The following is a 21,365-nucleotide window of genomic DNA, read 5'->3' on the forward strand; positions in this document are numbered from 1 at the left end:
GACAACAAGCACAAGAACATCCGAACCACGCCACGCCGTAGGCATTCAGGGAGACAAATTGGACGTCAAGCAACTGCGGGCCCTCCTGGCCATCGCCGAGACCGGCAGCGTCACGCGCGCGGCCGAACTGCTGCATATCGTGCAACCGGCCGTATCGCGCCAGCTGCGCCTGCTGGAAGAAGACGTGGGCACGCCGCTGTTTGAACGCGGCCGGCGCGGCATGGACCTGACCGAGGCGGGCAAGATCCTGGCCAACCACGCGCGCCGCGCGCTGCACGAACTGGACCAGGCCAAGGCCGAGATCGCCCCTTCGCCCGATGTCGTCAGCGGCGCGGTGACCATCGGCCTCCTGCCCAGCACCAGCGACCTGCTGGCGGCGTCCCTGGTGCTGCATTTGCGCGAACTGTATCCGCGCCTGGCGGTCAACATCTCGGTAGGCTTCGGCGGTTACCTGCAGCAATGGCTGGAAGACGGCGAGGTCGACCTGGCGCTGATGTACGAACCCAAACCCTCGGCCCTGCTGGAGACCGTGCCGCTGGTCGACGAGACCCTCTACGTGCTGGGCCTGCCCGACAAGCACCTGTCGCTGGGCGGCGAGCTGGCCTTGTCGGCGGTGGCCGAGCTGCCGCTGGTGCTGCCGGCGCTGCCGCACGGCGTGCGCTCGCTGCTGGACCGCGCCTGTTCGCTGGCCGACCTGCACTTGAACGTGATCGCCGAGACCAATGCGATGAACGTGCAAAAGAGCCTGGTGCAATCCGGCATCGGCTACACCATCCTGCCCGGGGTGGCGGTGTTCGACGACGTCGCCGCCGGCCGCTTCGCCGCCGCGCCGATTTCCAAGCAGGCGGTGCACCGCAAGATCGTGCTGGCCCAGGCGCTCACCCGCCGCGCCTCGATCGCGGTGCGCTGCGCGGCCACCGAGCTGCGCGCGCTGATCAAGCTCAAGCTGGCCCAGGGCGCGTGGCCCGGCGCCACCTGGCTGGACGACTAGCTCCCTCCCTGCCCTCGCCGCGCGCATGGCGTTTTCCTGCCATGCCGAAAACTGATTGTCCGAACAGATTTCTGTATTGGACGGCCCCGCGCGCCGCCCCTACGATGGGCGCTCCAGTACAGAGACCGGGGATAACCATTCCATGAATACCAAGACAGGCATCGCGCCGGATGCATCGGAAGACTGGCGCGAAGAGATCTTTTCCATCCTCAAGCAAGGCGGCGTCAAGCAGGTCGCCTACGTGCCCGACGCCGGCCACTCGCACGTGATCCGCCGCGTGCACGCCGATCCCGAGATGCGCGGCATCGTGCTTACCACCGAAGAGGAAGGCGTGGCCACCGTCTGCGGCGCCTGGCTGGGCGGCCAGCGCGCGGCGCTGCTGATGCAGAGCAGCGGCGTGGGCAATTGCATCAACATGTTCTCGCTGATCGCCAACTGCCGCTTTCCCTTCCTCTCCATCGTCACCATGCGCGGCGAATGGGCCGAGTTCAACCAGTGGCAGTCGCCCATGGGCAAGGCCACCCAACAGGCCATCGAGCTGATGGGCATCACCGTGCTGCGCGCCGACCGTCCGGAAGACGTAGCCGCCACGGTGGAGGCCGGCTTCGCGGCCGCCTTCGAAGGCGGCGAGGCGGTGTGCGTTCTGCTTGGGCAGAAATTGATCGGCAAGAAGAAATGGGAGGCAGGCAAATGAGCTCGGCACAACACAACGGCATCGACCGCCGCGCCTTCGTGCGCCAACTGGTGGAGGCGTTCCCCAAGGCGCTGGTGGTGACCGGCCTGGGCTCTTCCTCCTACGACCTGTACGCCGCCGGCGACCGCGACGAGAACTTCTACCTGTGGGGCGCCATGGGCGGCGCCGCCGCGGTCGGCCTGGGCATCGCCATCGCCCAGCCCGACCGCACCGTGATCGTGGTGACCGGCGACGGCGAGCAGTTGATGGGCATCGGCGCGCTGGCCACCATCGGCGCGCAGCAGCCCGCCAACCTGAACGTGGTGGTGCTGGACAACGGCCACTTCGGCGAGACCGGCATGCAGCGCAGCCACACCAGCCTGGGCACCGACCTGGCGACGGTGGCCGCCGGCTGCGGCATCGGCCAGACCGTGCGCGTGGGCTCGACCGAAGACGCCGGCGCCTTGTTCCAGAAGATCGCCGCCGCCTCGGGCCCGCTGCTGGCCACCGTCAAGGTGCTGCCGGACGAACTGCCGCGCGCACTGCCGCCGCGCGATGGCGTGTATGTGAAGAATCGCTTTCGTGCTGTGCTGGGACTGGCGCCCATGTAAGCCCGCCCGGCCTTTCGAGCCCGCCTTCCGGCGGGCTTTTTTTGTTCTGCGGATGGATGGCGAACGGCGACGACACTGGATCCCCGCTTTCGCGGGGACGACAGGAAGGAGAAAACCGTAACCCTCGCTTGTTCGAGTCCCTCCCCTACGCTTCGCCCCTGCGAAAGCAGGGACCCGGTGACATTTGTTGTGCTGCGATGTCCGCTGAACGACGCTGGGCTCCTGCTTCCGCAGGAGCGACGGAGGTGGAAATGGAGGAAATCTGTCGTCCCTGCGAAAGCAGGGACCCGGTGACGTTCGTCGCGCCTCATTGGCCTGGGCCCTACGCAGCAAACGAAAAAGCCCGCATCCTTCCGGAATGCGGGCGGCTCGCCGGCAAGGATTCAGCTCACTTCCAATACTGGCACTTCGACTCCGCCTTGCTCATGTAAGCCTGATCGCCCGGAATCGTCTGCACGATGCGCGCGTAGTCCCAGGGATACTTGGAGTCGGCCGGCGCCTTCACCTGCATCAGGTACATGTCGTGCACCATGCGCCCGTCCGGGCGGATCACGCCGTTGGTGGCGAAGAAGTCGTTGATCTTGTTGGCCCGCAGGTAGTCCATCACGCGGTCGGCGTCGGTGCCGCCGGTGGCCTTCACCGCCGCCAGCCAGGTCGCGGTGACCGAGGCGTCGCCGGCCTGCAGCGAGCTGGGCATGCGCTTGGTCTTGGCGAAGAAGCGCTTGGAGAAGGCGCGCGACTCCTCCGTGCGGTCCCAGTAGAAACCGTCGGTGAAGTACAGGCCTTGCGAGAGCTGCAGGCCCAGCGCGTGGATGTCGTTGATGAACATCAGGATGCCGGCCAGCTTCATGTTCTTGGTGACGTTGAACTCGGCCGCGCCCTTGATGGCGTTGACCAGGTCGGTGCCGCCGGTGGACAACCCCAGCACCTGCGCCTTGGACGACTGCGCCTGCAGCAGGAAGGACGAGAAGTCGGACGCGCCCAGCGGATGCTTGACCGCGCCCAGCACGGTGCCGCCGTTGGCCTTGACGGTGTCGGCGGTGTCCTTCTCCAGCGAGTTGCCGAAGGCCACATCCGCGGTCAGGAAGTACCAGCTCTTGTAGCCCTGCTTGACCATCGCCGTGCCGGTGCCGCGCGCCACCGACAGGGTGTCGTAGCTGTACTGCACGGTGTAGGGATTGCACTCCTCGTTGGTCAGGCGGGTGGTGCCGCTGCCCGGTGAGAGGAACACCCGCTTCTTCTCGGCGGCGATCTTGGCGATGGCCAGCGCCGCCGACGAATTGGTGCCGCCGATCACCACGTCGTAGCCGGCGTCGTACCACTCGCGCGCCCGGCTGGCGGCGATGTCGGCCTTGTTCTGGTGGTCCACCACGGTCAGCTCGATCTTCTTGCCGTTGACGCTGCCGCCGGCGTCGGCAATCGCCATCTTGATGGCCTCCACGCCGCCGGGGCCGTCGAGGTCGGCGTAGACGCCGGACATGTCGGTGATGAAGCCGATGCGGATGGTGTCGCCGGCGGCGGCAGCCGGTCCGGGTGCGGCCAGCGACAGCGCGGCCGCGAGCGCGCCGGCCAGGGTGGTCAGTCTCAGGTTCATGTCGTCTCCGTTGATTTTTGTGGTCTGGTGCCGCCTGAGCCGTCGCGCCTGCCGAAATCCCCAATCCGTCGACGGTCCGATTGCGGTCGAGACAGACCTTAGCCCGCGGCCGTCCGGAGCGTCCAATGTTAGCTTGTGATGACGCCATTGCACTTTGCTATGGATGTGTTTGCGTCGCAGCAAACCCAGGCCGCAACAGGCCTGCGCTGGCATGCGCAAACGTGATGGCCTGATCAGAAAGCGGTATTGGACGCTGCCGCCGGCCGCATGCAATGCTGCGGTTCCGTCTTCACACTGTGCAAGGAATCCCGATGACGCAATACAAGAACCTGATCGCCGGCGAATGGGTAGCCGGCGTCAGCGAGGCAGACAACATCAATCCTTCCGACACCGGCGACATCATCGGCCAGGCCAGCCACGCCAGCGCGCGGCAGGTGGCCGACGCCGTCGCCGCGGCGCGCGCGGCGCTGCCCAAGTGGAACGCCGGCACCTCGCAGCTGCGCTCGGACCTGCTCTCGGCGATCGCCAACGAGCTGTTCGCCCGCAAGGATGAACTGGGCGAGCTGCTGGCGCGCGAGGAAGGCAAGACCCGCGCCGAGGCGGTCGGCGAGGTCGGCCGCGCGGCCAACATCTTCCGCTTCTTCGCCAGCGAAGTGGTGCGCATCCGCGGCGAGAAGCTGGCCTCGGTGCGCCCCGGCATCGACGTCGAGGTCACGCGCGATCCGGTGGGCGTGATCGGCATCATCACGCCGTGGAATTTCCCGATCGCCATTCCCGCCTGGAAGATCGCCCCGGCGCTGGCCTTCGGCAACACGGTGGTGTTCAAGCCCTCGGAGCTGACGCCCGGCACCGCGCATGCGCTGGCCGACATCATCCACCGCGCCGGCGTGCCGGCCGGCGTGTTCAACCTGGTGCACGGCGCCGGCGCGGTGGTGGGCGATGCCCTGCTGGCCGGCGTGGACGCGGTCACCTTCACCGGCTCGGTCAAGACCGGCCGCCAGATCGTGCAGCGCGCCACCGAACGCATGATCCGCGTGCAGGCCGAGATGGGCGGCAAGAACCCGCTGGTGGTGCTGGACGACGCCAACCTGGACGTGGCAGTGGCCTGCGCGCTGGACGGTTCCTTCTTCCAGACCGGCCAGCGCTGCACAGCCTCCAGCCGGCTGGTGGTGACCGAGGGCATCCACGACCGCTTCGTCGATGCGCTGGCCGCCAGGCTGGGCCAGATCAACATCGGCCCGGCGCTCAAGGCCGGCACCCAGGTCGGCCCGGTGGTGGATCGCCGCCAGCTGGACCAGGATCTGCGCTACGTCGACATCGCCATCAACGAAGGCGCGCAGGTGCGCGTGAAGGGCGAGCTGCTCAAGCGCGAGACGCCGGGGCATTTCCTCTCCTCCACGCTGTTCACCGAGACCCACAACCAGATGCGCATCAACCGCGAGGAGGTGTTCGGCCCGGTGGCATCCGTGATCCGCGTGAAGGACTACGACCAGGCGCTGGCGGTGGCCAACGACACCGACTTCGGCCTTTCCGCCGGCATCTGCACCACCTCGCAGAAGCACGCGCGCCATTTCCAGCAGCATGCCGAAGCCGGCCTGACCATGCTCAACCTGGCCACCGCCGGGCTGGACTACCACGTCCCCTTCGGCGGCCGCAAGGGGTCGAGCTACGGGCCGCGCGAGCAAGGCACCTACGCCATCGACTTCTACACCATCGTGAAGACGTCCTACCTCAGCGTGTGAGCGCCGGGGAGAGCCGCCGCGCGCCGGCAAGGACAGCGCGACTGTGACATAGTCGGCACGCGGCGGCCGCGCCGGACAAGACAACAATATTCAGGAGACATGAACATGAATCAGCAATCTTCCCCCAAGATCGGTTTCATCGGACTGGGCCGCATGGGCCTGGGCATGGCGTCCAACCTGCAGCGCAAAGGCTTCGCGCTGGTGGTCCACGACCTCAACAAGGAGGCCGTGGCGGCGCTGGTCAAGCTGGGCGCGCAGCCGGCCTCCAGCGTGGCCGAGGCCGCGCGCCGCTGCGACATCGTAGTCACCATGCTGCCCAACTCGGCCATCGTCGACGCGGTGGTGGGCGGCGCCGACGGCGTGCTGGCCAATATCGCCCGCGGCGCGCTGGTGATGGACATGAGCACGGTGGAACCGGAAGTGACCGACCGCCTGGCGGCCGCCGCGCTGGCGCAGGGCAAGTCCTTCGTCGACGCGCCGGTGGGCCGCCTGGCCAGCCACGCCGACCGCGGCGAGTCGCTGTTCATGGTGGGCGGCGCCGAGGCCGATTTCCAGCGCGTGCTGCCGCTGCTGCAGGCCATGGGCTCGACCATCCATCACTGCGGCGAGGTCGGCGCCGGCACCCGCACCAAGCTGGTCAACAATTACCTGGCGGTGGTGTCCTGCCAGCTCAACGCCGAGGCGCTGACGCTGTCGCAGCGCTTCGGCCTGTCGCTGGAGAAGACGCTGGAAGTGCTGTACGGCACCACTGCCACCAACGGCCAGCTCAAGATCGCATGGCCGGACAAGGTCTTGAAGGGCGACATCGCCCCCGGCTTCACCATCGACCTGGCGCACAAGGACCTGACCCTGATCGTCAACGCCGCCAACACCGCCAAGTCGCCCATGCCGATCGGAGCGGCCGCCAAGGAGGCCTTCAGCACCGCGCGTGCGCGCGGCTTCGGCGGCAACGATTTCTCGGCGATGGTGGACGTGCTGTGCGACCTCTCCAACACCGAGAAGCCGCGCCTGAAGCAATAAGCCAATAGCGCAAGGAGAACAGCGTGCAGCGTTACCAACTCTTCATCGACGGCCGCTTCAGCGACGCCGCCGGCGGCCACTGGTTCGATACCTGGAACCCCTTCACCGGCGAGGTGTGGGCCCAGGTCGCCGCCGGCACGGCCGAGGACGTCGAGCGCGCGGTGCAGGCCGCGCACCGCGCCTTCACCAGCGGCCCGTGGCCGGCGCTGAGCCACAGCCAGCGCGGCGCCCTGCTGCGCCGGCTGGGCGACCTGATCGCGCGCGACGCCGGGAAACTGGCCGAGACCGAAGTGCGCGACAACGGCAAGCTGATCGCCGAGATGCGCGGCCAGCTCAACTACATCCCGCAGTGGTTCCACTACTTCGGCGGCCTGGCCGACAAGATCCAGGGCGCGGTGATCCCGCTGGACAAGCAGGACTACTTCAACTTCACGCGCCATGAACCGCTGGGCGTGGTGGCGGCCATCACGCCGTGGAACTCGCCGCTGCTGCTGACCGCCTGGAAGATCGCGCCGGCGCTGGCGGCCGGCTGCACGGTGGTGCTGAAGCCGTCGGAATTCACCTCGGCCTCGACGCTGGAGTTCGTCAGGCTGTTCGAGGAGGCGGGCTTCCCGCCGGGTGTGGTGAACGTCGTCACCGGCCTGGGCCGTGACGTCGGCACGCCGCTGGTGGAGCATCCGCTGGTGCGCAAGATCAGCTTCACCGGCAGCGACGCCACCGGGCGCGCCATCAACCGCGCCGCCGCCGGCCAGTTCAAGCGCGTGAGCCTGGAGCTGGGCGGCAAGTCGCCCAACATCGTGTTCGCCGACGCCAACCTGGACGACGCGGTCAACGGCGCGGTCTCGGGCATCTTCGCGGCCACCGGCCAGACCTGCATCGCCGGCTCGCGCCTGCTGCTGCAGGACGAGATCCACGACGCCTTCCTGGAGAAACTGACGGCCCTGGCCCGCACCGCGCGCATGGGCGATCCGCTGGACGCCGGCACCCAGGTCGGCCCGGTTACCACGCGCCAGCAGTACGACAAGGTGCTGGGCTACATCGACGTCGCCAAACAGGACGGCGCGCGCCTGGTGATGGGCGGCGCCCCGGCCCAGCGTCCCGAGTGCGGCCGCGGCTGGTTCATCGAGCCGACCATCTTCGCCGACGTGGACAACAAGATGCGCATCGCGCAGGAAGAAGTCTTCGGCCCGGTGCTGTCGGTGATCAGGTTCAAGGACGAGGACGAGGCGGTGGCCATCGCCAACGACTCGCCCTACGGCCTGGGCGCAGGCGTCTGGACCGGCGACATCGGCCGCGCCTTCCGCATGCCGGCGCGCATCCAGTCCGGCACGGTCTGGGTCAACACCTACCGCGCGGTGAGCTACATGTCGCCCTTCGGCGGCTACAAGGATTCGGGACTGGGGCGGGAAAACGGCATGGACGCGATCCACGAGTACCTGCAGGTGAAGAGCGTGTGGATCAATACGGGGGCCAAGACGGGGAATCCATTTACGATGCGGTGAGGTTCCGCGGTGGCGACTTGCGTATCGGAGATCAGGCGTCGCCGCTCTTCCGTTCCAGATCGGCAAAGCGCTGCAGCCGCTCCAGCACCAGTCGGCGCGCATGGTCGAAGCTGGGCGAATAGTCCAGCCTGTCGATGGCGTCGAACTGCTCCCGCACGATGGGCGCGTCATCGGACAAGCGCAGGCATATCGCATCGAAATGTCGCAGCAGGAACGGCGCGGCCGCTTCAAGCTGCTCCGGTTCGCGCTCGGCGACCAGGGCAAAATCGAATACGTCGCGCGCCGCGAGCCTGTGTCCCCGATGAAAGAATTTCTTGGCGATGATTTCGGCCGAGGTTTCCACCTTGACTATCCGACCTTCGATTTCCTCTTCCACGTAGGGCGTCGCGGTCAGGTTGGGCGATGCGACGAAGTCGATCTCCCCTTCCGGCAAGTACAGCTTGACGTAGTCATTGGATTCTTCGTATTGGCCCGTGATCCCTTCAGCCACATCGCTGAGGCGCGGATTGATGTAGTTGAGTGCCTGGGGATCGGGCACGAAGATATCGATGTCCTTGCTGAAACGGTGTGAGTGGCGGCGCATCAGTACCGTGCCCCCGCCGAAGGTCCAATGCAGGTGGCGCGTGCCGTGGGTCTCGATTTCGCCCACCAGCCGCAGCGCTTGCCGGAACAAGCGTTCCCATATTTTCAGGTCGCGCATTACCAGACCTCTCGCTGCACCTGCAGCTGCCGCGCCAGATCCGCCACATGCCCCATGACCTGCTGCATGGGCATGCCGCTGTCGACCGAGGCTTCACGGATGGCCCTGATGACCAGCGGCAGCGGCGCTTCGTCCAGCAGGGTGGCGATGTGAGGCCGGAACTCCGGCGGTGCGACGCCTGAACCGAAGATCTTCTTCAATGCGAGAGCCGACATGGCCTGACCATAGCTTGTCCCGGCGCTGCGCGCGGCGATCTCCAGAGCCTTGCCGCCACGGGTTTCGGAGCGCGGCAAGGCATCGAGCCGCATGCCCAGCAGCGCCAGCAGCGCGATCAGCTTGGCGCTGCCGAGATCTTTCAGGACGCCGTTTTCCAGATGATTGATGGTGGTCCGCGATAGCCCCGAAAGGCGTGCCAGCTGCCCCTGGGTCAACTCCAGCGCCTGCCTTGCCGCCTTGGCTTGCGAGCCGATTTCGATGAGGTTCACGATGGCCGCCGTGTTAAATATGTTTAACACCATTATGGCGGACAAGAAGCAAAATTCAAGTCGCCGGCGGAAAATTGGCGAATTAAAAAGGTTCTTGCGGGGGAAATGAAAAAAGCCGACTTGAAGTCGGCTTTTTTCTTGAATCTGGTGGAAAGTGCAAGGTTTGAACTTGCGACCCCTGCAGTGTGAATGCAGTGCTCTACCACTGAGCTAACCTTCCATTTGACCGGCGTTTTTTGTTGCTTGCCAATCGAGAAGCGAGATTATGCCAATAAATTTCGACTTCGGCAAGCCCGGTATAAATAATTGCTGATTTTTTTATCCGGCACGCGGCTGGCCGGCCACAAGGATCAGGCCGGCGGCGCTGCCGCGGCCGCGTCGGCTTCCGGCGGCGGCGGTTCGAAGCGCCATACGCAGCTGCCGCGCACTTCCTTGTCGAGCTGGTTGAGCACGTCCTCGTGCAGGGCGATATCGTCTTCGCCGGCGGCCACCACGATCACCTCGGCCAGCGGCGCCAGTTCCATCGCGCCGCCGCCGGCATTGTCGTCTTCGGCGCCGGCCAGGTCCATGGTCAGCGAGTTCTGGCCGCGCGTCATGGCGAGGTAGACCTCGGCCAGCAGCGCCGCATCCAGCAAGCCGCCGTGCAGGGTGCGGTGGGCGTTGGAGATGCCGTAGCGGTCGCACAGGGCGTCCAGCGAGTTGCGGCGGCCGGGGTGGATTTCCTTGGCCATCTGCAGCGAGTCGACCACTTCCTCGACGTGCTCCCTGAACGGCGGCAGGCCCAAGAGCGCCAGCTCGGCGTCGAGGAAGCCGACGTCGAAGGGGGCGTTGTGGATGATGATCTGCGCACCGCGCACGTAGTCGAGGAACTCCGGTGCGATCTTGGAGAAGACCGGCTTGTCGGCCAGGAACTCGGTGGTCAGGCCGTGCACCGCCAGCGCGCCCTCTTCGGACTCGCGCTCGGGGTTGATGTAGAAGTGCAGGTTATTGCCCGAGAGCTGGCGGTTCAGCATTTCGACGCAGCCGATTTCCAGGATGCGGTTGCCGGCGCGCGGCGACAGGCCGGTGGTTTCGGTATCGAGAATGATCTGGCGCATTGCGGCTCCTGGTTACGTTACTTGATGCTGTCCACGCCGCGGTTGGCCAGTTGGTCGGCGCGTTCGTTGCCGGGATGGCCGTTGTGGCCGCGCACCCAGCGCCATTCCACGGTGTGCTGCTGCTGGGCGGCGTCCAGCGCCTGCCACAGGTCGGCGTTCTTGACCGGCTCCTTGCTGGCGGTCTTCCAGCCGCGCGCCTTCCAGCCGTGGATCCACTCGCTGATGCCCTTCTGCACATATTGGCTGTCGGTGTGGACCACCACGTCGCAGGGGCGCTTCAGGGCATTGAGCGCCTGGATCACCGCCATCAGCTCCATGCGGTTGTTGGTGGTGTTGCGCTCGCCGCCGAAGATTTCCTTCTCCTGGCCGCCGGCCACCATCAGTGCGCCCCAGCCGCCGAGGCCGGGATTGCCCTTGCAGGCGCCGTCCGAATAAATCTCTACTTTGTCCATGCTCTCTTGTCTCTTGCCCGATGCGGGATTGTTTCGGGGCCGCGATCATAACCGATCCGGCCGCCGGTCGTTCATTCCGACTTGTGGATGCGGTTGGTGGCCGGCACGCCGCGCGGCGCCTTGACCTTCTGCCGGGCCAGCGCCGGGCCGATCAGGCGCATGCCGGGCACGCGCTTGATCGCCTGCACGATGTAGACCGCGCCGAAGTAAGGCCACCAGCGGTCGCCGGCCTTTTCCATGAAGCCGAAGCGCTCCAGCCACTGCTCGGTCTGGCAGGGCGGCGCATAGCAGCCGAAGTGGCCGCGGTTGACCTCCATGTTGAGCAGCTTGAGCCAGTCCTTGAGGCGCGGCAGGCGGATGAACTCGCCGTCGCGCGGCAGGAAGTGCGCGCCGGTCAGGCGGCCGGCGGCCTGGCGCATGCCCCACAGGCTGCTGGGATTGAAGCCGCAGATGATGACCTGCCCTTCCGGGATCAGCACGCGCTCGACCTCGCGCAGCACCTGGTGCGGCTCGGCGGCGAACTCCAGCACGTGCGGCAGCACCACCAGGTCCAGGCTCTGGCTGGCGAAGGGCAGCTCGCAGAAGTCGTGCGTGACCACCTGCGGGATCTCCAGCTCGGACTGGCTCTCGGCCGGCATCGCGTTGTCGGTCAGCCAGCGGTAGGGCATGCGGTTGGCGGCCAGCGCGTGGATCTGCGGCGAGCCGATCTGCACGGCGTTGAAGCCGAAGATATCGGCCGTGAGCGCATTGAGGTGGCGCTGCTCCCAGGCGCGCAGGTAAGCGCCGGTCGGCGTCTGCAACCAGGCGGCGAGGTCTATAATTTCCGCAGTTTCAACCATCTATTCTTTCTAGCCCATGACCGAACAGCCAGCCGCGCCAGCCACACCGGATCAAACGACTTCATTGGAGGTCCTGGCCGTTCCGGCCTTCAGCGACAATTATCTCTGGCTGATCCACAACGGCCGCCATGCGGCCGTGGTCGATCCGGGCGACGCCGCGCCGGTGTTGGCGGCGCTGCAAGCGAACGGCCTTGCGCTGGCCGCTATTCTACTGACTCATCACCATGCTGACCATGTCGGCGGCGTGGTGGAACTGGCGTCGCGCGCGGCGAGCGCGCAGTTTCCGTCCATTCCGGTCTACGGCCCGGCGCGCGAGCAGGACAAGATCGCCGGCATGACCCGGCCGCTGCGCGAGGGCGAGCAGGTCGAACTGCCGCAGCTGGGGTTGAGCCTGTCGGTCATCGAGGTGCCCGGGCATACGCTGGGGCATATCGCCTATCACGCGCCCGCAGAGTCGCTGCTGTTCTGCGGCGACACACTGTTCGCCGGCGGCTGCGGCCGGGTGTTCGAGGGAACGCCGGCGCAGATGGTGGCGTCGCTTGCCAAACTGGCAAGCCTGCCCGGCGCCACCCGGGTCTACTGCGCCCATGAATACACCATGTCCAACCTGAAATTCGCCGCCGCCGTCGAGCCCGGCAATGCCGAGCTGCTTATCCGCATCCGGCAGGAACAGGCCAAGCGCGACGCCGGCCGACCGACCGTGCCGTCCACCATCGCGCTGGAGCGCGACACCAATCCTTTCCTGCGCGCGACCGAAAAAGAAATCGTGCAATCGCTGCAGAAAGCCGGCCGTTTGACACAGTTAGGAGAAGTTGAGAGCTTCGCGGCGCTGCGCGAATGGAAAAATACCTACAAATAGCGCGAAGATCGCGCCGGTTTGGCGGCAATTTCCAAACAAATCAAGGACTTGGCTTTGTAACAGGGGCCACTTTTTACTTGACTGCGGAAAAGGGTCTTCCGTACACTCGCTCAATTCCCCAGTTTGAAGCGCCGCTTTTACGTATTTTTACCCGCCGGCGTTCACAGCAATACGTGCTCCCGGGGAACACCGCAGCTTCCGACCTTGCATTGCCGCCATGACTGCCGAACGGTGCCATCCCTGCGATGACAGCGCACTCCGGCGGGAGGCTTCGAGCTTACTGCACAGCTCTGCGACGGAAGCGCCGACAGCAAACTTTCTGGCACAGGATATCGCCCTCATGCAGCGAACATTGAAGAAACTCGCTATTGCCGCTCTGTTTTGCGCCGGCACCCCGCTGCTCTCCCAAGCCAACGACATCTCGATCTACCCCGCTCCCTTCAATGCGATCAATCCCGAACTGGCCGGCAATGCGCTGCCCGGGATGAACGACATCGACATCTGGACGCGCATCCGCAAGGGCTTCGGCATTCCGGACCTGGACAATGCGCTGGTGGAGAGCCAGACCCAGTGGTACAGCTCGCGCCCCGACTATATCCAGCGCACCACCGCGCGCGCCTCGCGCTACCTGTTCCACGTGGTGCAGGAGCTGGAGAAGCGCGGCATGCCGACCGAGCTGGCGCTGCTGCCCTTCATCGAATCGGCCTTCAATCCTGAGGCGCTGTCCACCGCCAAGGCGGCCGGCATGTGGCAGTTCATCCCCTCCACCGGGCGCGACTACAACCTCAAGCAGAACATGTTCACCGACGAGCGCCGCGACGTGCTGGCCTCGACCGATGCGGCGCTGACCTACCTGCAGAAGCTGTACGGCATGTTCGGCGACTGGCAGCTGGCGCTGGCGGCCTACAACTGGGGCGAAGGCTCGGTGCAGCGCGCGGTGAACCGCAACCTGGCGGCCGGCCTGCCGATCGACTTCAACACGCTGTCGGCGCAGATGCCCAACGAGACGCGCAACTACGTGCCCAAGCTGCAGGCGGTCAAGAACATCATCGCCAGCCCGTCGACCTTCGACATCGCCCTGCCCAAGGTCGACAACCAGCCCTACTTCGTCACCATCGGCAAGACCCGCAACATCGACGTCAAGGTGGCCGCGCAGCTGGCCGAGTTGTCGCTGGATGAATTCCGCGCGCTCAACCCGCAGTTCAACCGCCCGGTGATCATCGGCGGCGAGGACACCAAGATCCTGCTGCCGGAATCGAACGCCGAGAAGTTCAAGACCAACATGACCAAGTGGACCCAGGCCTTCTCGACCTGGACCGCGCACACCGTCTCCAGCGCGCGCGAGCGCATCGAGACCATCGCCAGCAAGTTCGGCACCACGCCCGAGGTGATCCGCAGCGTCAACCAGATCCCGCCGCGCATGGTGCTGCGCGCGGGCTCGACCATCCTGGTGCCCAAGAGCGAGGAAACCGCCTCGCTGGATACCGACCTGACGCCCGAGATCGCAGACAACGCCCGCCTGGCCATCGCGCCGGACGTACCGGAAAGCCGCCGCATCTTCGTCAAGGCCGGCAAGCGCGACACCCTGGCCGGCATCGCCAGCCGCTATCGCGTGAGCGTGGCGCAGATCAAGGAGTGGAATGGCCTGAAGCGCGACACCCTGGCCGCCGGCCAGAACCTGCAATTGAACGTGCCCAATGTCGTGCACGCTGCGGCGCCGACCCGCGTGGCCGCCGTGCACCATGCCGCGCCGGCGCGGCGCCAGGTGGCTGCCGCCAAGGCGCCGGTGCGCAAGGCGGCGCCGGCCCCGGCCCGCAAGGTCGCCGCCGGCAAGCCGATCACGCTGGCCTCGGGCAACGGCGCCCGCAAGCAATAGCGAACGGCCCGCAAGGAAATCCGGAGGACCGGAGGAGACCAGAGCAGCCCGACTGCCGCAAAACGAAAAAGCCCCGCACTTTGCGGGGCTTTTTCATGGGTGCGCCGGATGCATCAGGGCTCGCCGGCGCCGGCCACGCCCTCCACGGCGGCCGCATAGGACGCCGCCGCCAGCAGGCGCTGCGTATAGGCATGCTGCGGCCGCTGCATCACTTCGTCGGCGGCGCCGCTTTCCAGCACCTTGCCATCCTTCATCACCAGCACCTGGTGCGCCATGGCGCGCACCACGGCCAGGTCGTGCGTGATGAAAAGATAGGCCAGGCCATGGCGGCGCTGCAGCTCGGACAACAGCTGCAGCACCTGCTGCTGCACGGTGACGTCGAGCGCCGAGGTCGGCTCGTCCAGCAGCAGCAGTTCCGGCTGCAGCACCAGCGCGCGGGCAATCGCGATGCGCTGGCGCTGGCCGCCCGAGAATTCGTGCGGATAGCGGCCCAGCACCGAGTCCGGCAGGCCGACTTCGGCCAGCGCATCGGCAATGGCGCGGCGCTGCTGCTCCACGCTCATCTCCGGATGATGCAACGCCAACCCCTCGCCGACGATCTGCTCCACCGTGCGGCGCGGCGACAGCGAGGCGAAGGGATCCTGGAACACCACCTGCATGCGCGAACGCAGCGGCCGCAGCTCACGGCTGGCGCGCTGCGAGATGGGCACGCCGTCGAAACGGATCGCGCCCTCCACCCTGGCCCCCGACAGGCGCAACAAGGCCATGCCCAGCGTGGACTTGCCGGACCCCGACTCGCCCACGATGCCCAGGGTCTCGCCGCGTCTCAGCTGCAGGTCGACGCCGTCGACGGCGTGGAACAGGCGCTTCCTGAACCAGCCCTGCTTGATCTGGTAAGTGCAGCGCAGCCCTTCGGCCTGCAGCACCACCGGCGCCTGCGGCGCCACCTGCTCCACGCTGCGCTGGGGGCGGCTTTGCAGCAGCTTCCTGGTGTAAGGCTCGCGCGGGTGGGCGAACAGCTCCTCGGTGGCGGCGGCCTCGACCAGCTTGCCTTTCTCCATCACGCCGACGCGGTCGGCAAAGTGGCGCACCAGGTTGAGGTCGTGCGAGATGATCAGCACCGCCATGTTCTCGTCACGCTGCAGCTGGTTGAGCAGCTCCAGGATCTGCACCTGGATGGTGACGTCGAGCGCGGTGGTCGGCTCGTCGGCGATCAGCAGCCTGGGCTTGCAGGCCAGCGCCATGGCGATCATGGCGCGCTGGCGCTGGCCGCCGGAGAGCTCGTGCGGATAGGCCTGCGCGCGCCGCGCCGGCTCGGGGATGCCGGTCTTGGCCAGCAGCTCCACGGTGCGCAGCGCCGCCTGCCTGGCGTTGATGCCTTCGTGGCGCATCAGCACCTCGGCGATCTGGTTGCCGATGGTGAAGAGCGGGTTCAAGGCCGTCATCGGTTCCTGGAAGATCATCGCGACGTCGTTGCCGCGCACCTGCTGCATCCGGCGCTCGCTCTTTTGCAGGATGTCCTCGCCGTCGAGCAGGATGCTGCCGCCGTATTGGGCGTCCTGGTTGAGCTTGAGCACGGCCAGCGAACTGACCGACTTTCCCGAGCCGGACTCGCCCACCAGCGCGAACTTCTCGCCGGGGGCGATCGAGAAGCTGATGTCGTCGACCACCGTGGCGGCGCCGAAGCGGATCGTGAGGTTGCGCACCTCCAGCAGCGGCGTGCCGTTCTGCGCGCTCATGCTTTCCTCCGCACGTCCAGGGCGTTGCGCAGGGCATTGCCGATATTGGTCAGCAGCAGCAGGGTCACGGTCAGCACCACGAAGGTCGACAGCGCGATCCACCACGCATCCAGGTTGTTCTTGCCTTGCGCCAGCAGCTCGCCCAGGCTGGGCGTGGACGGCGGCACGCCCAGGCCGAGGAAGTCCAGGCTGGTCAGCGCCAGCACCGCGGCGCTCATGCGGAACGGCAGGAAGGTCACCACCGTGGTCATGCTGTTGGGCAGGATGTGGCGCCAGATGATCAGGCGGTCGGGCAGGCCCAGCGCGCGCGCTGCCTGCACGTATTCGAGGTTGCGGTTGCGCAGGAAATCGGCGCGTACGTAGTCCGACAAACCCATCCAGCCGAACAGCGACAGCAGCACCAGCAGCAGGCCCAGGCTGGGCTGGAAGATGGAGGAGAAGATGATCAGCAGGTACAGCTCCGGCATCGAGCCCCAGATCTCCAGCAGGCGCTGCGTGATCAGGTCGGTGCGCCCGGCGAAGTAGCCCTGCACGGCGCCGGCAGCGATGCCCAGCACCACGCCGATGGCGGTCAGCGCCAGCCCGAACAGCACCGAGACGCGAAAGCCGTACAGCAGGCGCGCGAAGACGTCGCGGCCGCGGTCGTCCGTGCCCAGCCAGTTGTCGGCCGAAGGCGGGGCCGGATTGGGTTCCCTGGCGAAGTAGTTCAGCGTGTCGTAGCCGTAGCGGTTGGGCGGGTAGACGGCCCAGTTGCCGTCCTTCCCGAACTGGTCCCGGATGAAGGGATCGAGGTAGTCGGCCGGGGAATCGAAATCGCCGCCGAAGCTCTTGTCGGAGTAGTCGCGCAGCATGGGGAAGATCAGCTGTCCCTTATAGCTGGCCACCAGCGGCTCATCGTTGGAGACCAGCTCGGCGCCCAGGCTCAGCACGAACAGGATGGAAAAGACCACCAGGCTCCAGAAGCCCTGCCGGTCGGCGCGGAAGCGCAGCCAGATGCGCCGGCCCGGCGATACGGAGGGCGCGACGGCGGCCGGCGCGGCGGATGTTGGCAGGGTGCTCATTGGTCCAGGCTTTCGAATTGGACGCGCGGGTCGGCCCACACGTAGCAGAGGTCGCCCAGCAGCTTCACCACCAGACCGATCAGGGTAAAGAGATACAGCGTGCCCATCACCACCGGATAGTCGCGCCGGATCGCCGACTCGTAGGCCAACAGGCCCATGCCGTCCAGCGAGAACAGCGTCTCGATCAGCAGGCTGCCGGCGAAGAAGGAGGCGATGAAGGCGGCCGGGAAGCCGGTCACCAGCGGGATCAACGCGTTGCGGAACACATGCTTGTACAGCACCTTGCGCTCCGACAGGCCCTTGGCGCGCGCGGTCAGCACGTACTGCTTGCGGATCTCTTCGAGGAAGGTATTGCGGGTCAGCATGGTGATGACGGCGAAGGCGCCGATCACCGAGGCCGCAACAGGCAGCGTGATGTGCCACAGGTAGTCGGTCACCTTGCCCGCCAGCGACAGGCTGGCCCAGTTGTCCGAGGTCAGCCCGCGCAGCGGGAACCATTGCAGGAAGCTGCCGCCGGCGAACACCACCAGCAGGAACACGCCCAGCACGAAGCCGGGAATCGAATACCCCACCAGCACCAGCGCCGAGGTGAAGCCGTCGAAGCGGCTGCCCTCGCGCACCGCCTTGGCGATGCCCAGGGGCACCGATATCAGGTAGCTCAGGAAGAAGGTCCACAGGCCGATGCTGATCGACACCGGCAGCTTGGACTTCACCAGCTCCCAGACGTCGCCGTGATGGTAGAAGCTCTTGCCGAGGTCGAAGGTGAGGAAGCCCTTCAACATGCCCCAGAATCGTTCGGCCGGCGGCTTGTCGAAGCCGTACAGCTTCCTGATCTCCTCGATGCGCTGCTCGTCGATGCCCTGGCGCCCGCGATAGGCCGAGGCGCCCGTGGCGGCGCCGCCGCCGGAGGCTTCACCGCCGCCGCCGCGCCCCTTCATCTCCAGCATGGCCTGCTCCACCGGCCCGCCGGGCACGAACTGGATCACGGCAAAGGTGATGGCGATGACGCCGAACAGCGTGGGCGCCATCAGCAGCACCCGCTTCAGTATGTAGGTCCAGATGTTCATGCCTGCGGCCATCCTCGTTCAAGCCCGGCGCGGCCGGGGTGTTGCCTGCGGTTGTCGGTTCTCATCGCGCCTTCTCTTCCCACCAGGAGGCGATCACGTACGGGTCGGCCTGGTAATACAGCGGCGCCACCGGGGGAATGCCGAAGCGGTTCTGGTAGGCGATGCGGTGGGTCGACGAATACCAGTGCGGCACCACGATGTACTTGTGCAGCAGCACCCGGTCCAGCGCGCGCGCCGCGGCGGTCAGCCGGGCGCGGGTGTCGGCCGCAACCACGGTCTGGACCAGTTGGTCGACCACCGGATCCTTCAGCCCCCAGACGTTGTTGGAGCCCTTCTCGTCGGCCGCCTTGGAGCCGAACATGTCGAACAGCTCGTTGCCGGGACTGCTGGTGTCGGGGAAGCGGATGCTGGTCATGTCGAAGTCGAAGTCCTCCATGCGCTTGGCCACCAGCGCGAAGTCGGCGGTGCGCTGGACCACGTCGATGCCCAGCGTGCGCAGGTTGCGCGCGAACACGCTGATGACGCGCGACATCGCGCTCTGGTCGTCGAGGATTTCGAACGACAGCGCCACGCCCTGCGCATTGCGCACCGCGCCGTCGCGGTAGACCCAGCCGGCCTGGGCCAGCAGCTCGCGCGCCTTCCTCAGGTTGGCGCGCAGCGGACCGGGCGGATTGGTATTGGGCGGCACCGGCGCGGGGCCGAAGACCGCCGCATCCAGCTTGCCGCCCTTGGCCTGGATGGACTTGAGCAGCGCCAGCTCATCGCCTTCGGGCGCGCCGGTGGCGGCCAGCTGGCTGTTGTTGAAATAGGAGTAGATGCGCGTGTACTGGCTGTAGAACAGCTGGCGGTTCATCCATTCGTAGTCCAGCGCCAGACCGATCGCCTGGCGCACGCGGGCATCCTTGAACTGGTCGCGCCGCAGGTTCATCACGAAGCCCTGCATGCCGGCGCCGTTGGAGTGCCTGAACTCCTTCTTGATGATGCGGCCGTCGCGGAACTGCGGGCCGGTGTAGCTGCGCGCCCAGTTCTTGGCGCTGTACTCCACCACCACGTCGAACTCGCCGGCCTTGAAGGCCTCCAGGCGGGCCAGGTCGTCCTTGTAGAAGCGGTAGACGATGCGCTGGAAGTTGAACATGCCGCGGCGCGCCGGCACGTCCCGCCCCCAGTAGTCGGGATTGCGCTTGTAGGTGATGCTGCGGCCGGTGTCGTAGCTCTCGATCACGTAGGGGCCGGTGCTGATGGGCGGCGTCAGCTGGATCTGGTCGAACGGCGTGCCCTGCGCCCACTTCTTCGAGAACACCGGCACGCTGCCCACGATCAGCGGCAGCTCATGGTTCAGGCTGGCGAAGTCGAAGCGCACGGTGGCGTCGTCGACCACGACGCAGCCCTTGACGTCGGCGAACACCGAGCGGAACTGCGGCGCGCCCTTGGCCATGATGGTGTCGAAGGAATACTTCACGTCTTCGGCCGTAACGCGGTCGCCGTTGTTGAAGCGCGCCTTGGGATTGATGTGGAAGGTCATCGACATGCGGTCGGCCGCCAGCTTCATGTCGTCGGCCAGCAGGCCGTAGACGGTGGCCACCTCATCCGAGGACGACACCGCCAGCGTCTCGAACATCAGCGCGTCGATGCCGGCGGCCGAGACGCCCTTCATCGACAGCGGGTTGAACTTGTCGAAGCTGGTGCGGCGATCCGGGTTGGCGAGGTAGAGCGTGCCGCGCTTGGGCGCGTCCGGATTGACATAGTCGAAATGGCTGAAACCGGCGGGATACTTGGGCGTGTCGTACAGCGAGAAGGCGTGCTCGGCGGCGGCGGGGACGGCGTGCGCCAGGATGGCGGCCAGCAGGCAGGAAGTTAGGGTTTTGACCATGCGGTGATTGTCTGCGCTCTCGGTGGCTTGGTTTCGTCTGCGGCGCCGCCTGTCTGGCGGCAGGTACGTCCCGCGCCGGCCGGACTGGAAACGATTTTGTTCGGGGCATTGTAAATAGATGGACGATTACAGGGAAGCAATTAAAACAAGTAAGAAAACCGGGAAAGCAAAGCCGGACCGGGGCCGCCCCCGCAGCGCAAAGGTTGCCGCGCCCGGCGCTAGCCCCTACAATCTTGGCCTGTTCCAGCCAGGCGCCGGCGCGGGTCGGCAGACCCGCCTGCGGCGCCGCTACCCATACGGAGTCAACATGGCATTTCTGCAAGGCAAAAAAATCCTGATCACCGGCTTGCTGTCCAACCGCTCCATCGCCTACGGCATCGCCGAGGCATGCAAGCGCGAAGGCGCCGAACTGGCCTTCACCTACGTCGGCGAGCGCTTCAAGGATCGCATCACCAAGTTCGCTGAAGAGTTCGGCAGCAAGCTGATCTTCGATTGCGACGTCGGCAGCGACGAGCAGATCAATGCCCTGTTCGCCGACCTCGGCAAGTCCTGGAGCCAGCTCGACGGCCTGGTGCACGCCATCGGCTTCGCCCCCAGCGAGGCGATCGCCGGCGATTTCCTGGAAGGCTTCTCGCGCGAAGGCTTCAAGATCGCCCACGACATCTCGGCCTACAGCTTCCCGGCCATGGCCAAGGCCGCCGTGCCGCTGCTGTCGCCCAACGCCGCCCTGCTGACCCTGACCTACCTGGGTTCGGAGCGCGTGGTGCCCAACTACAACACCATGGGCCTGGCCAAGGCCTCGCTGGAAGCTTCGGTGCGCTACCTGGCCGAAGCGCTGGGCCCCAAGGGCGTGCGCGTAAACGGCGTGTCGGCCGGCCCGATCAAGACCCTGGCCGCCAGCGGCATCAAGGGCTTCGGCAAGATCCTGGGCGCCGTCGCCGCTACCGCGCCGCTGCGCCGCAATGTGACCATCGAAGATGTCGGCAACGCCTCGGCCTTCCTGCTCTCGGACCTGGCCTCGGGCATCACCGGCGAAATCACCTATGTGGATGGCGGTTTCTCGCGCGTAGTGGGCGGCATTGCCGAGTAAGCAGTTCCGTCAAAACACAAATAAGCCACAGATTGTCGAATTGGCATGATGCTTAATTCGATGTTTTGCTGTATGATTCGCTTTGTGCATTGCAATA

Annotated in this window: 19 protein-coding genes and 1 tRNA gene; 9 read left to right on the top strand and 11 right to left on the bottom strand. The window is 66.2% G+C overall.

Annotated features, from left to right (window positions below; translation table 11 throughout):
* The first annotated feature begins 58 nt into the window (after window positions 1–58).
* The 3 genes from Herbaro_RS15895 to Herbaro_RS15905 all read left to right on the top strand — a co-directional run bounded on the left by Herbaro_RS15895 (window position 59) and on the right by Herbaro_RS15905 (window position 2,275).
* Window positions 59–991 (top strand): LysR family transcriptional regulator, encoded by a 933-nt coding sequence (locus Herbaro_RS15895; RefSeq protein WP_275010586.1) that lies wholly within the window; start codon window positions 59–61, stop codon window positions 989–991.
* 142 nt (window positions 992–1,133) lie between these two features.
* On the top strand, window positions 1,134–1,685 hold the full coding sequence (locus Herbaro_RS15900; RefSeq protein WP_275010587.1) for a phosphonopyruvate decarboxylase: 552 nt from the start codon (window positions 1,134–1,136) through the stop codon (window positions 1,683–1,685).
* Window positions 1,682–2,275 (top strand): thiamine pyrophosphate-dependent enzyme, encoded by a 594-nt coding sequence (locus tag Herbaro_RS15905; RefSeq protein WP_275010588.1) that lies wholly within the window; start codon window positions 1,682–1,684, stop codon window positions 2,273–2,275. The genes Herbaro_RS15900 and Herbaro_RS15905 overlap by 4 nt, the downstream gene beginning before the upstream one ends.
* A gap of 388 nt (window positions 2,276–2,663) precedes the next feature.
* On the opposite strand, the gene Herbaro_RS15910 is transcribed toward Herbaro_RS15905, so the two are convergent.
* Window positions 2,664–3,869, bottom strand: a complete 1,206-nt coding sequence (locus tag Herbaro_RS15910) for an ABC transporter substrate-binding protein (protein WP_275010589.1) — start codon at window positions 3,867–3,869, stop codon at window positions 2,664–2,666.
* Window positions 3,870–4,180: 311 nt separating this feature from the next.
* On the opposite strand from Herbaro_RS15910, the gene Herbaro_RS15915 reads away from it, so the two are divergent.
* The 3 genes from Herbaro_RS15915 to Herbaro_RS15925 all read left to right on the top strand — a co-directional run bounded on the left by Herbaro_RS15915 (window position 4,181) and on the right by Herbaro_RS15925 (window position 8,133).
* The gene (locus Herbaro_RS15915; RefSeq protein ID WP_275010590.1) at window positions 4,181–5,611 is read left to right on the top strand and encodes an aldehyde dehydrogenase family protein; all 1,431 of its coding nucleotides are present in this window, start codon (window positions 4,181–4,183) and stop codon (window positions 5,609–5,611) included.
* A gap of 99 nt (window positions 5,612–5,710) precedes the next feature.
* On the top strand, window positions 5,711–6,631 hold the full coding sequence (locus Herbaro_RS15920) for an NAD(P)-dependent oxidoreductase (RefSeq protein WP_275010591.1): 921 nt from the start codon (window positions 5,711–5,713) through the stop codon (window positions 6,629–6,631).
* A 23-nt stretch (window positions 6,632–6,654) separates the two neighbouring features.
* A complete protein-coding gene (locus tag Herbaro_RS15925) occupies window positions 6,655–8,133 on the top strand; it encodes an aldehyde dehydrogenase (RefSeq protein WP_275010592.1) in 1,479 nt (492 codons plus the stop codon).
* 31 nt (window positions 8,134–8,164) lie between these two features.
* On the opposite strand, the gene Herbaro_RS15930 is transcribed toward Herbaro_RS15925, so the two are convergent.
* The 6 genes from Herbaro_RS15930 to Herbaro_RS15955 all read right to left on the bottom strand — a co-directional run bounded on the left by Herbaro_RS15930 (window position 8,165) and on the right by Herbaro_RS15955 (window position 11,706).
* Complete coding sequence (locus Herbaro_RS15930) at window positions 8,165–8,833, bottom strand: nucleotidyl transferase AbiEii/AbiGii toxin family protein (protein WP_275010593.1); 669 nt, start codon at window positions 8,831–8,833, stop codon at window positions 8,165–8,167.
* Complete coding sequence (locus tag Herbaro_RS15935) at window positions 8,833–9,318, bottom strand: helix-turn-helix transcriptional regulator (RefSeq protein WP_275010594.1); 486 nt, start codon at window positions 9,316–9,318, stop codon at window positions 8,833–8,835. Before Herbaro_RS15935 ends, Herbaro_RS15930 begins: the two co-directional genes overlap by 1 nt.
* A gap of 145 nt (window positions 9,319–9,463) precedes the next feature.
* Window positions 9,464–9,538 (bottom strand) — tRNA-Val (locus Herbaro_RS15940).
* Window positions 9,539–9,668: 130 nt separating this feature from the next.
* The gene (dnaQ, locus tag Herbaro_RS15945; RefSeq protein WP_275010595.1) at window positions 9,669–10,415 is read right to left on the bottom strand and encodes a DNA polymerase III subunit epsilon; all 747 of its coding nucleotides are present in this window, start codon (window positions 10,413–10,415) and stop codon (window positions 9,669–9,671) included.
* A 17-nt stretch (window positions 10,416–10,432) separates the two neighbouring features.
* Window positions 10,433–10,867: a ribonuclease HI gene (rnhA, locus tag Herbaro_RS15950; protein ID WP_275010596.1), complete on the bottom strand. Its 435-nt coding sequence runs from the start codon at window positions 10,865–10,867 to the stop codon at window positions 10,433–10,435.
* Between the two features lie 71 nt (window positions 10,868–10,938).
* Window positions 10,939–11,706, bottom strand: coding sequence for a class I SAM-dependent methyltransferase (locus Herbaro_RS15955; RefSeq protein ID WP_275010597.1), 768 nt, complete (start codon window positions 11,704–11,706; stop codon window positions 10,939–10,941).
* Window positions 11,707–11,722: 16 nt separating this feature from the next.
* Between Herbaro_RS15955 and gloB the strand changes: the two genes are divergently transcribed.
* Entirely contained in the window at window positions 11,723–12,565 is an 843-nt protein-coding gene (gene gloB / locus Herbaro_RS15960; protein WP_275010598.1) for a hydroxyacylglutathione hydrolase, read from the top strand.
* Between the two features lie 340 nt (window positions 12,566–12,905).
* Window positions 12,906–14,441, top strand: a complete 1,536-nt coding sequence (locus Herbaro_RS15965) for a transglycosylase SLT domain-containing protein (RefSeq protein ID WP_275010599.1) — start codon at window positions 12,906–12,908, stop codon at window positions 14,439–14,441.
* Between the two features lie 113 nt (window positions 14,442–14,554).
* Here Herbaro_RS15965 and Herbaro_RS15970 read toward each other — a convergent pair whose 3' ends face one another.
* The 4 genes from Herbaro_RS15970 to Herbaro_RS15985 form a co-directional block, all read right to left on the bottom strand.
* Complete coding sequence (locus Herbaro_RS15970) at window positions 14,555–16,180, bottom strand: ABC transporter ATP-binding protein (protein WP_275010600.1); 1,626 nt, start codon at window positions 16,178–16,180, stop codon at window positions 14,555–14,557.
* Entirely contained in the window at window positions 16,177–17,241 is a 1,065-nt protein-coding gene (locus Herbaro_RS15975) for an ABC transporter permease (protein WP_275010601.1), read from the bottom strand. The genes Herbaro_RS15970 and Herbaro_RS15975 overlap by 4 nt, the downstream gene beginning before the upstream one ends.
* Entirely contained in the window at window positions 17,238–18,308 is a 1,071-nt protein-coding gene (locus tag Herbaro_RS15980; RefSeq protein ID WP_275010602.1) for a microcin C ABC transporter permease YejB, read from the bottom strand. The genes Herbaro_RS15975 and Herbaro_RS15980 overlap by 4 nt, the downstream gene beginning before the upstream one ends.
* Window positions 18,309–18,369: 61 nt before the next feature.
* Complete coding sequence (locus Herbaro_RS15985) at window positions 18,370–20,178, bottom strand: extracellular solute-binding protein (RefSeq protein ID WP_275010603.1); 1,809 nt, start codon at window positions 20,176–20,178, stop codon at window positions 18,370–18,372.
* A gap of 307 nt (window positions 20,179–20,485) precedes the next feature.
* On the opposite strand from Herbaro_RS15985, the gene fabI reads away from it, so the two are divergent.
* Window positions 20,486–21,268 (top strand): enoyl-ACP reductase FabI, encoded by a 783-nt coding sequence (gene fabI / locus Herbaro_RS15990; RefSeq protein ID WP_275010604.1) that lies wholly within the window; start codon window positions 20,486–20,488, stop codon window positions 21,266–21,268.
* Window positions 21,269–21,365: the final 97 nt, after the last annotated feature.

This window comes from Herbaspirillum sp. WKF16 (assembly GCF_028993615.1).
In the GTDB taxonomy this organism is placed as follows: domain Bacteria; phylum Pseudomonadota; class Gammaproteobacteria; order Burkholderiales; family Burkholderiaceae_D; genus Herbaspirillum.

Coding starts and splice junctions, on each gene's coding strand:
- Herbaro_RS15900 (WP_275010587.1), top strand. CDS start 1,134: ATGAATACCAAGACAGGCATCGCGCCGGATGCATCGGAAGACTGGCGC.
- Herbaro_RS15905 (WP_275010588.1), top strand. CDS start 1,682: ATGAGCTCGGCACAACACAACGGCATCGACCGCCGCGCCTTCGTGCGC.
- Herbaro_RS15910 (WP_275010589.1), bottom strand. CDS start 3,869: ATGAACCTGAGACTGACCACCCTGGCCGGCGCGCTCGCGGCCGCGCTG.
- Herbaro_RS15915 (WP_275010590.1), top strand. CDS start 4,181: ATGACGCAATACAAGAACCTGATCGCCGGCGAATGGGTAGCCGGCGTC.
- Herbaro_RS15920 (WP_275010591.1), top strand. CDS start 5,711: ATGAACATGAATCAGCAATCTTCCCCCAAGATCGGTTTCATCGGACTG.
- Herbaro_RS15930 (WP_275010593.1), bottom strand. CDS start 8,833: ATGCGCGACCTGAAAATATGGGAACGCTTGTTCCGGCAAGCGCTGCGG.
- dnaQ (WP_275010595.1), bottom strand. CDS start 10,415: ATGCGCCAGATCATTCTCGATACCGAAACCACCGGCCTGTCGCCGCGC.
- rnhA (WP_275010596.1), bottom strand. CDS start 10,867: ATGGACAAAGTAGAGATTTATTCGGACGGCGCCTGCAAGGGCAATCCC.
- Herbaro_RS15955 (WP_275010597.1), bottom strand. CDS start 11,706: ATGGTTGAAACTGCGGAAATTATAGACCTCGCCGCCTGGTTGCAGACG.
- gloB (WP_275010598.1), top strand. CDS start 11,723: ATGACCGAACAGCCAGCCGCGCCAGCCACACCGGATCAAACGACTTCA.
- Herbaro_RS15965 (WP_275010599.1), top strand. CDS start 12,906: ATGCAGCGAACATTGAAGAAACTCGCTATTGCCGCTCTGTTTTGCGCC.
- Herbaro_RS15970 (WP_275010600.1), bottom strand. CDS start 16,180: ATGAGCGCGCAGAACGGCACGCCGCTGCTGGAGGTGCGCAACCTCACG.
- Herbaro_RS15975 (WP_275010601.1), bottom strand. CDS start 17,241: ATGAGCACCCTGCCAACATCCGCCGCGCCGGCCGCCGTCGCGCCCTCC.
- Herbaro_RS15980 (WP_275010602.1), bottom strand. CDS start 18,308: ATGAACATCTGGACCTACATACTGAAGCGGGTGCTGCTGATGGCGCCC.
- Herbaro_RS15985 (WP_275010603.1), bottom strand. CDS start 20,178: ATGGTCAAAACCCTAACTTCCTGCCTGCTGGCCGCCATCCTGGCGCAC.
- fabI (WP_275010604.1), top strand. CDS start 20,486: ATGGCATTTCTGCAAGGCAAAAAAATCCTGATCACCGGCTTGCTGTCC.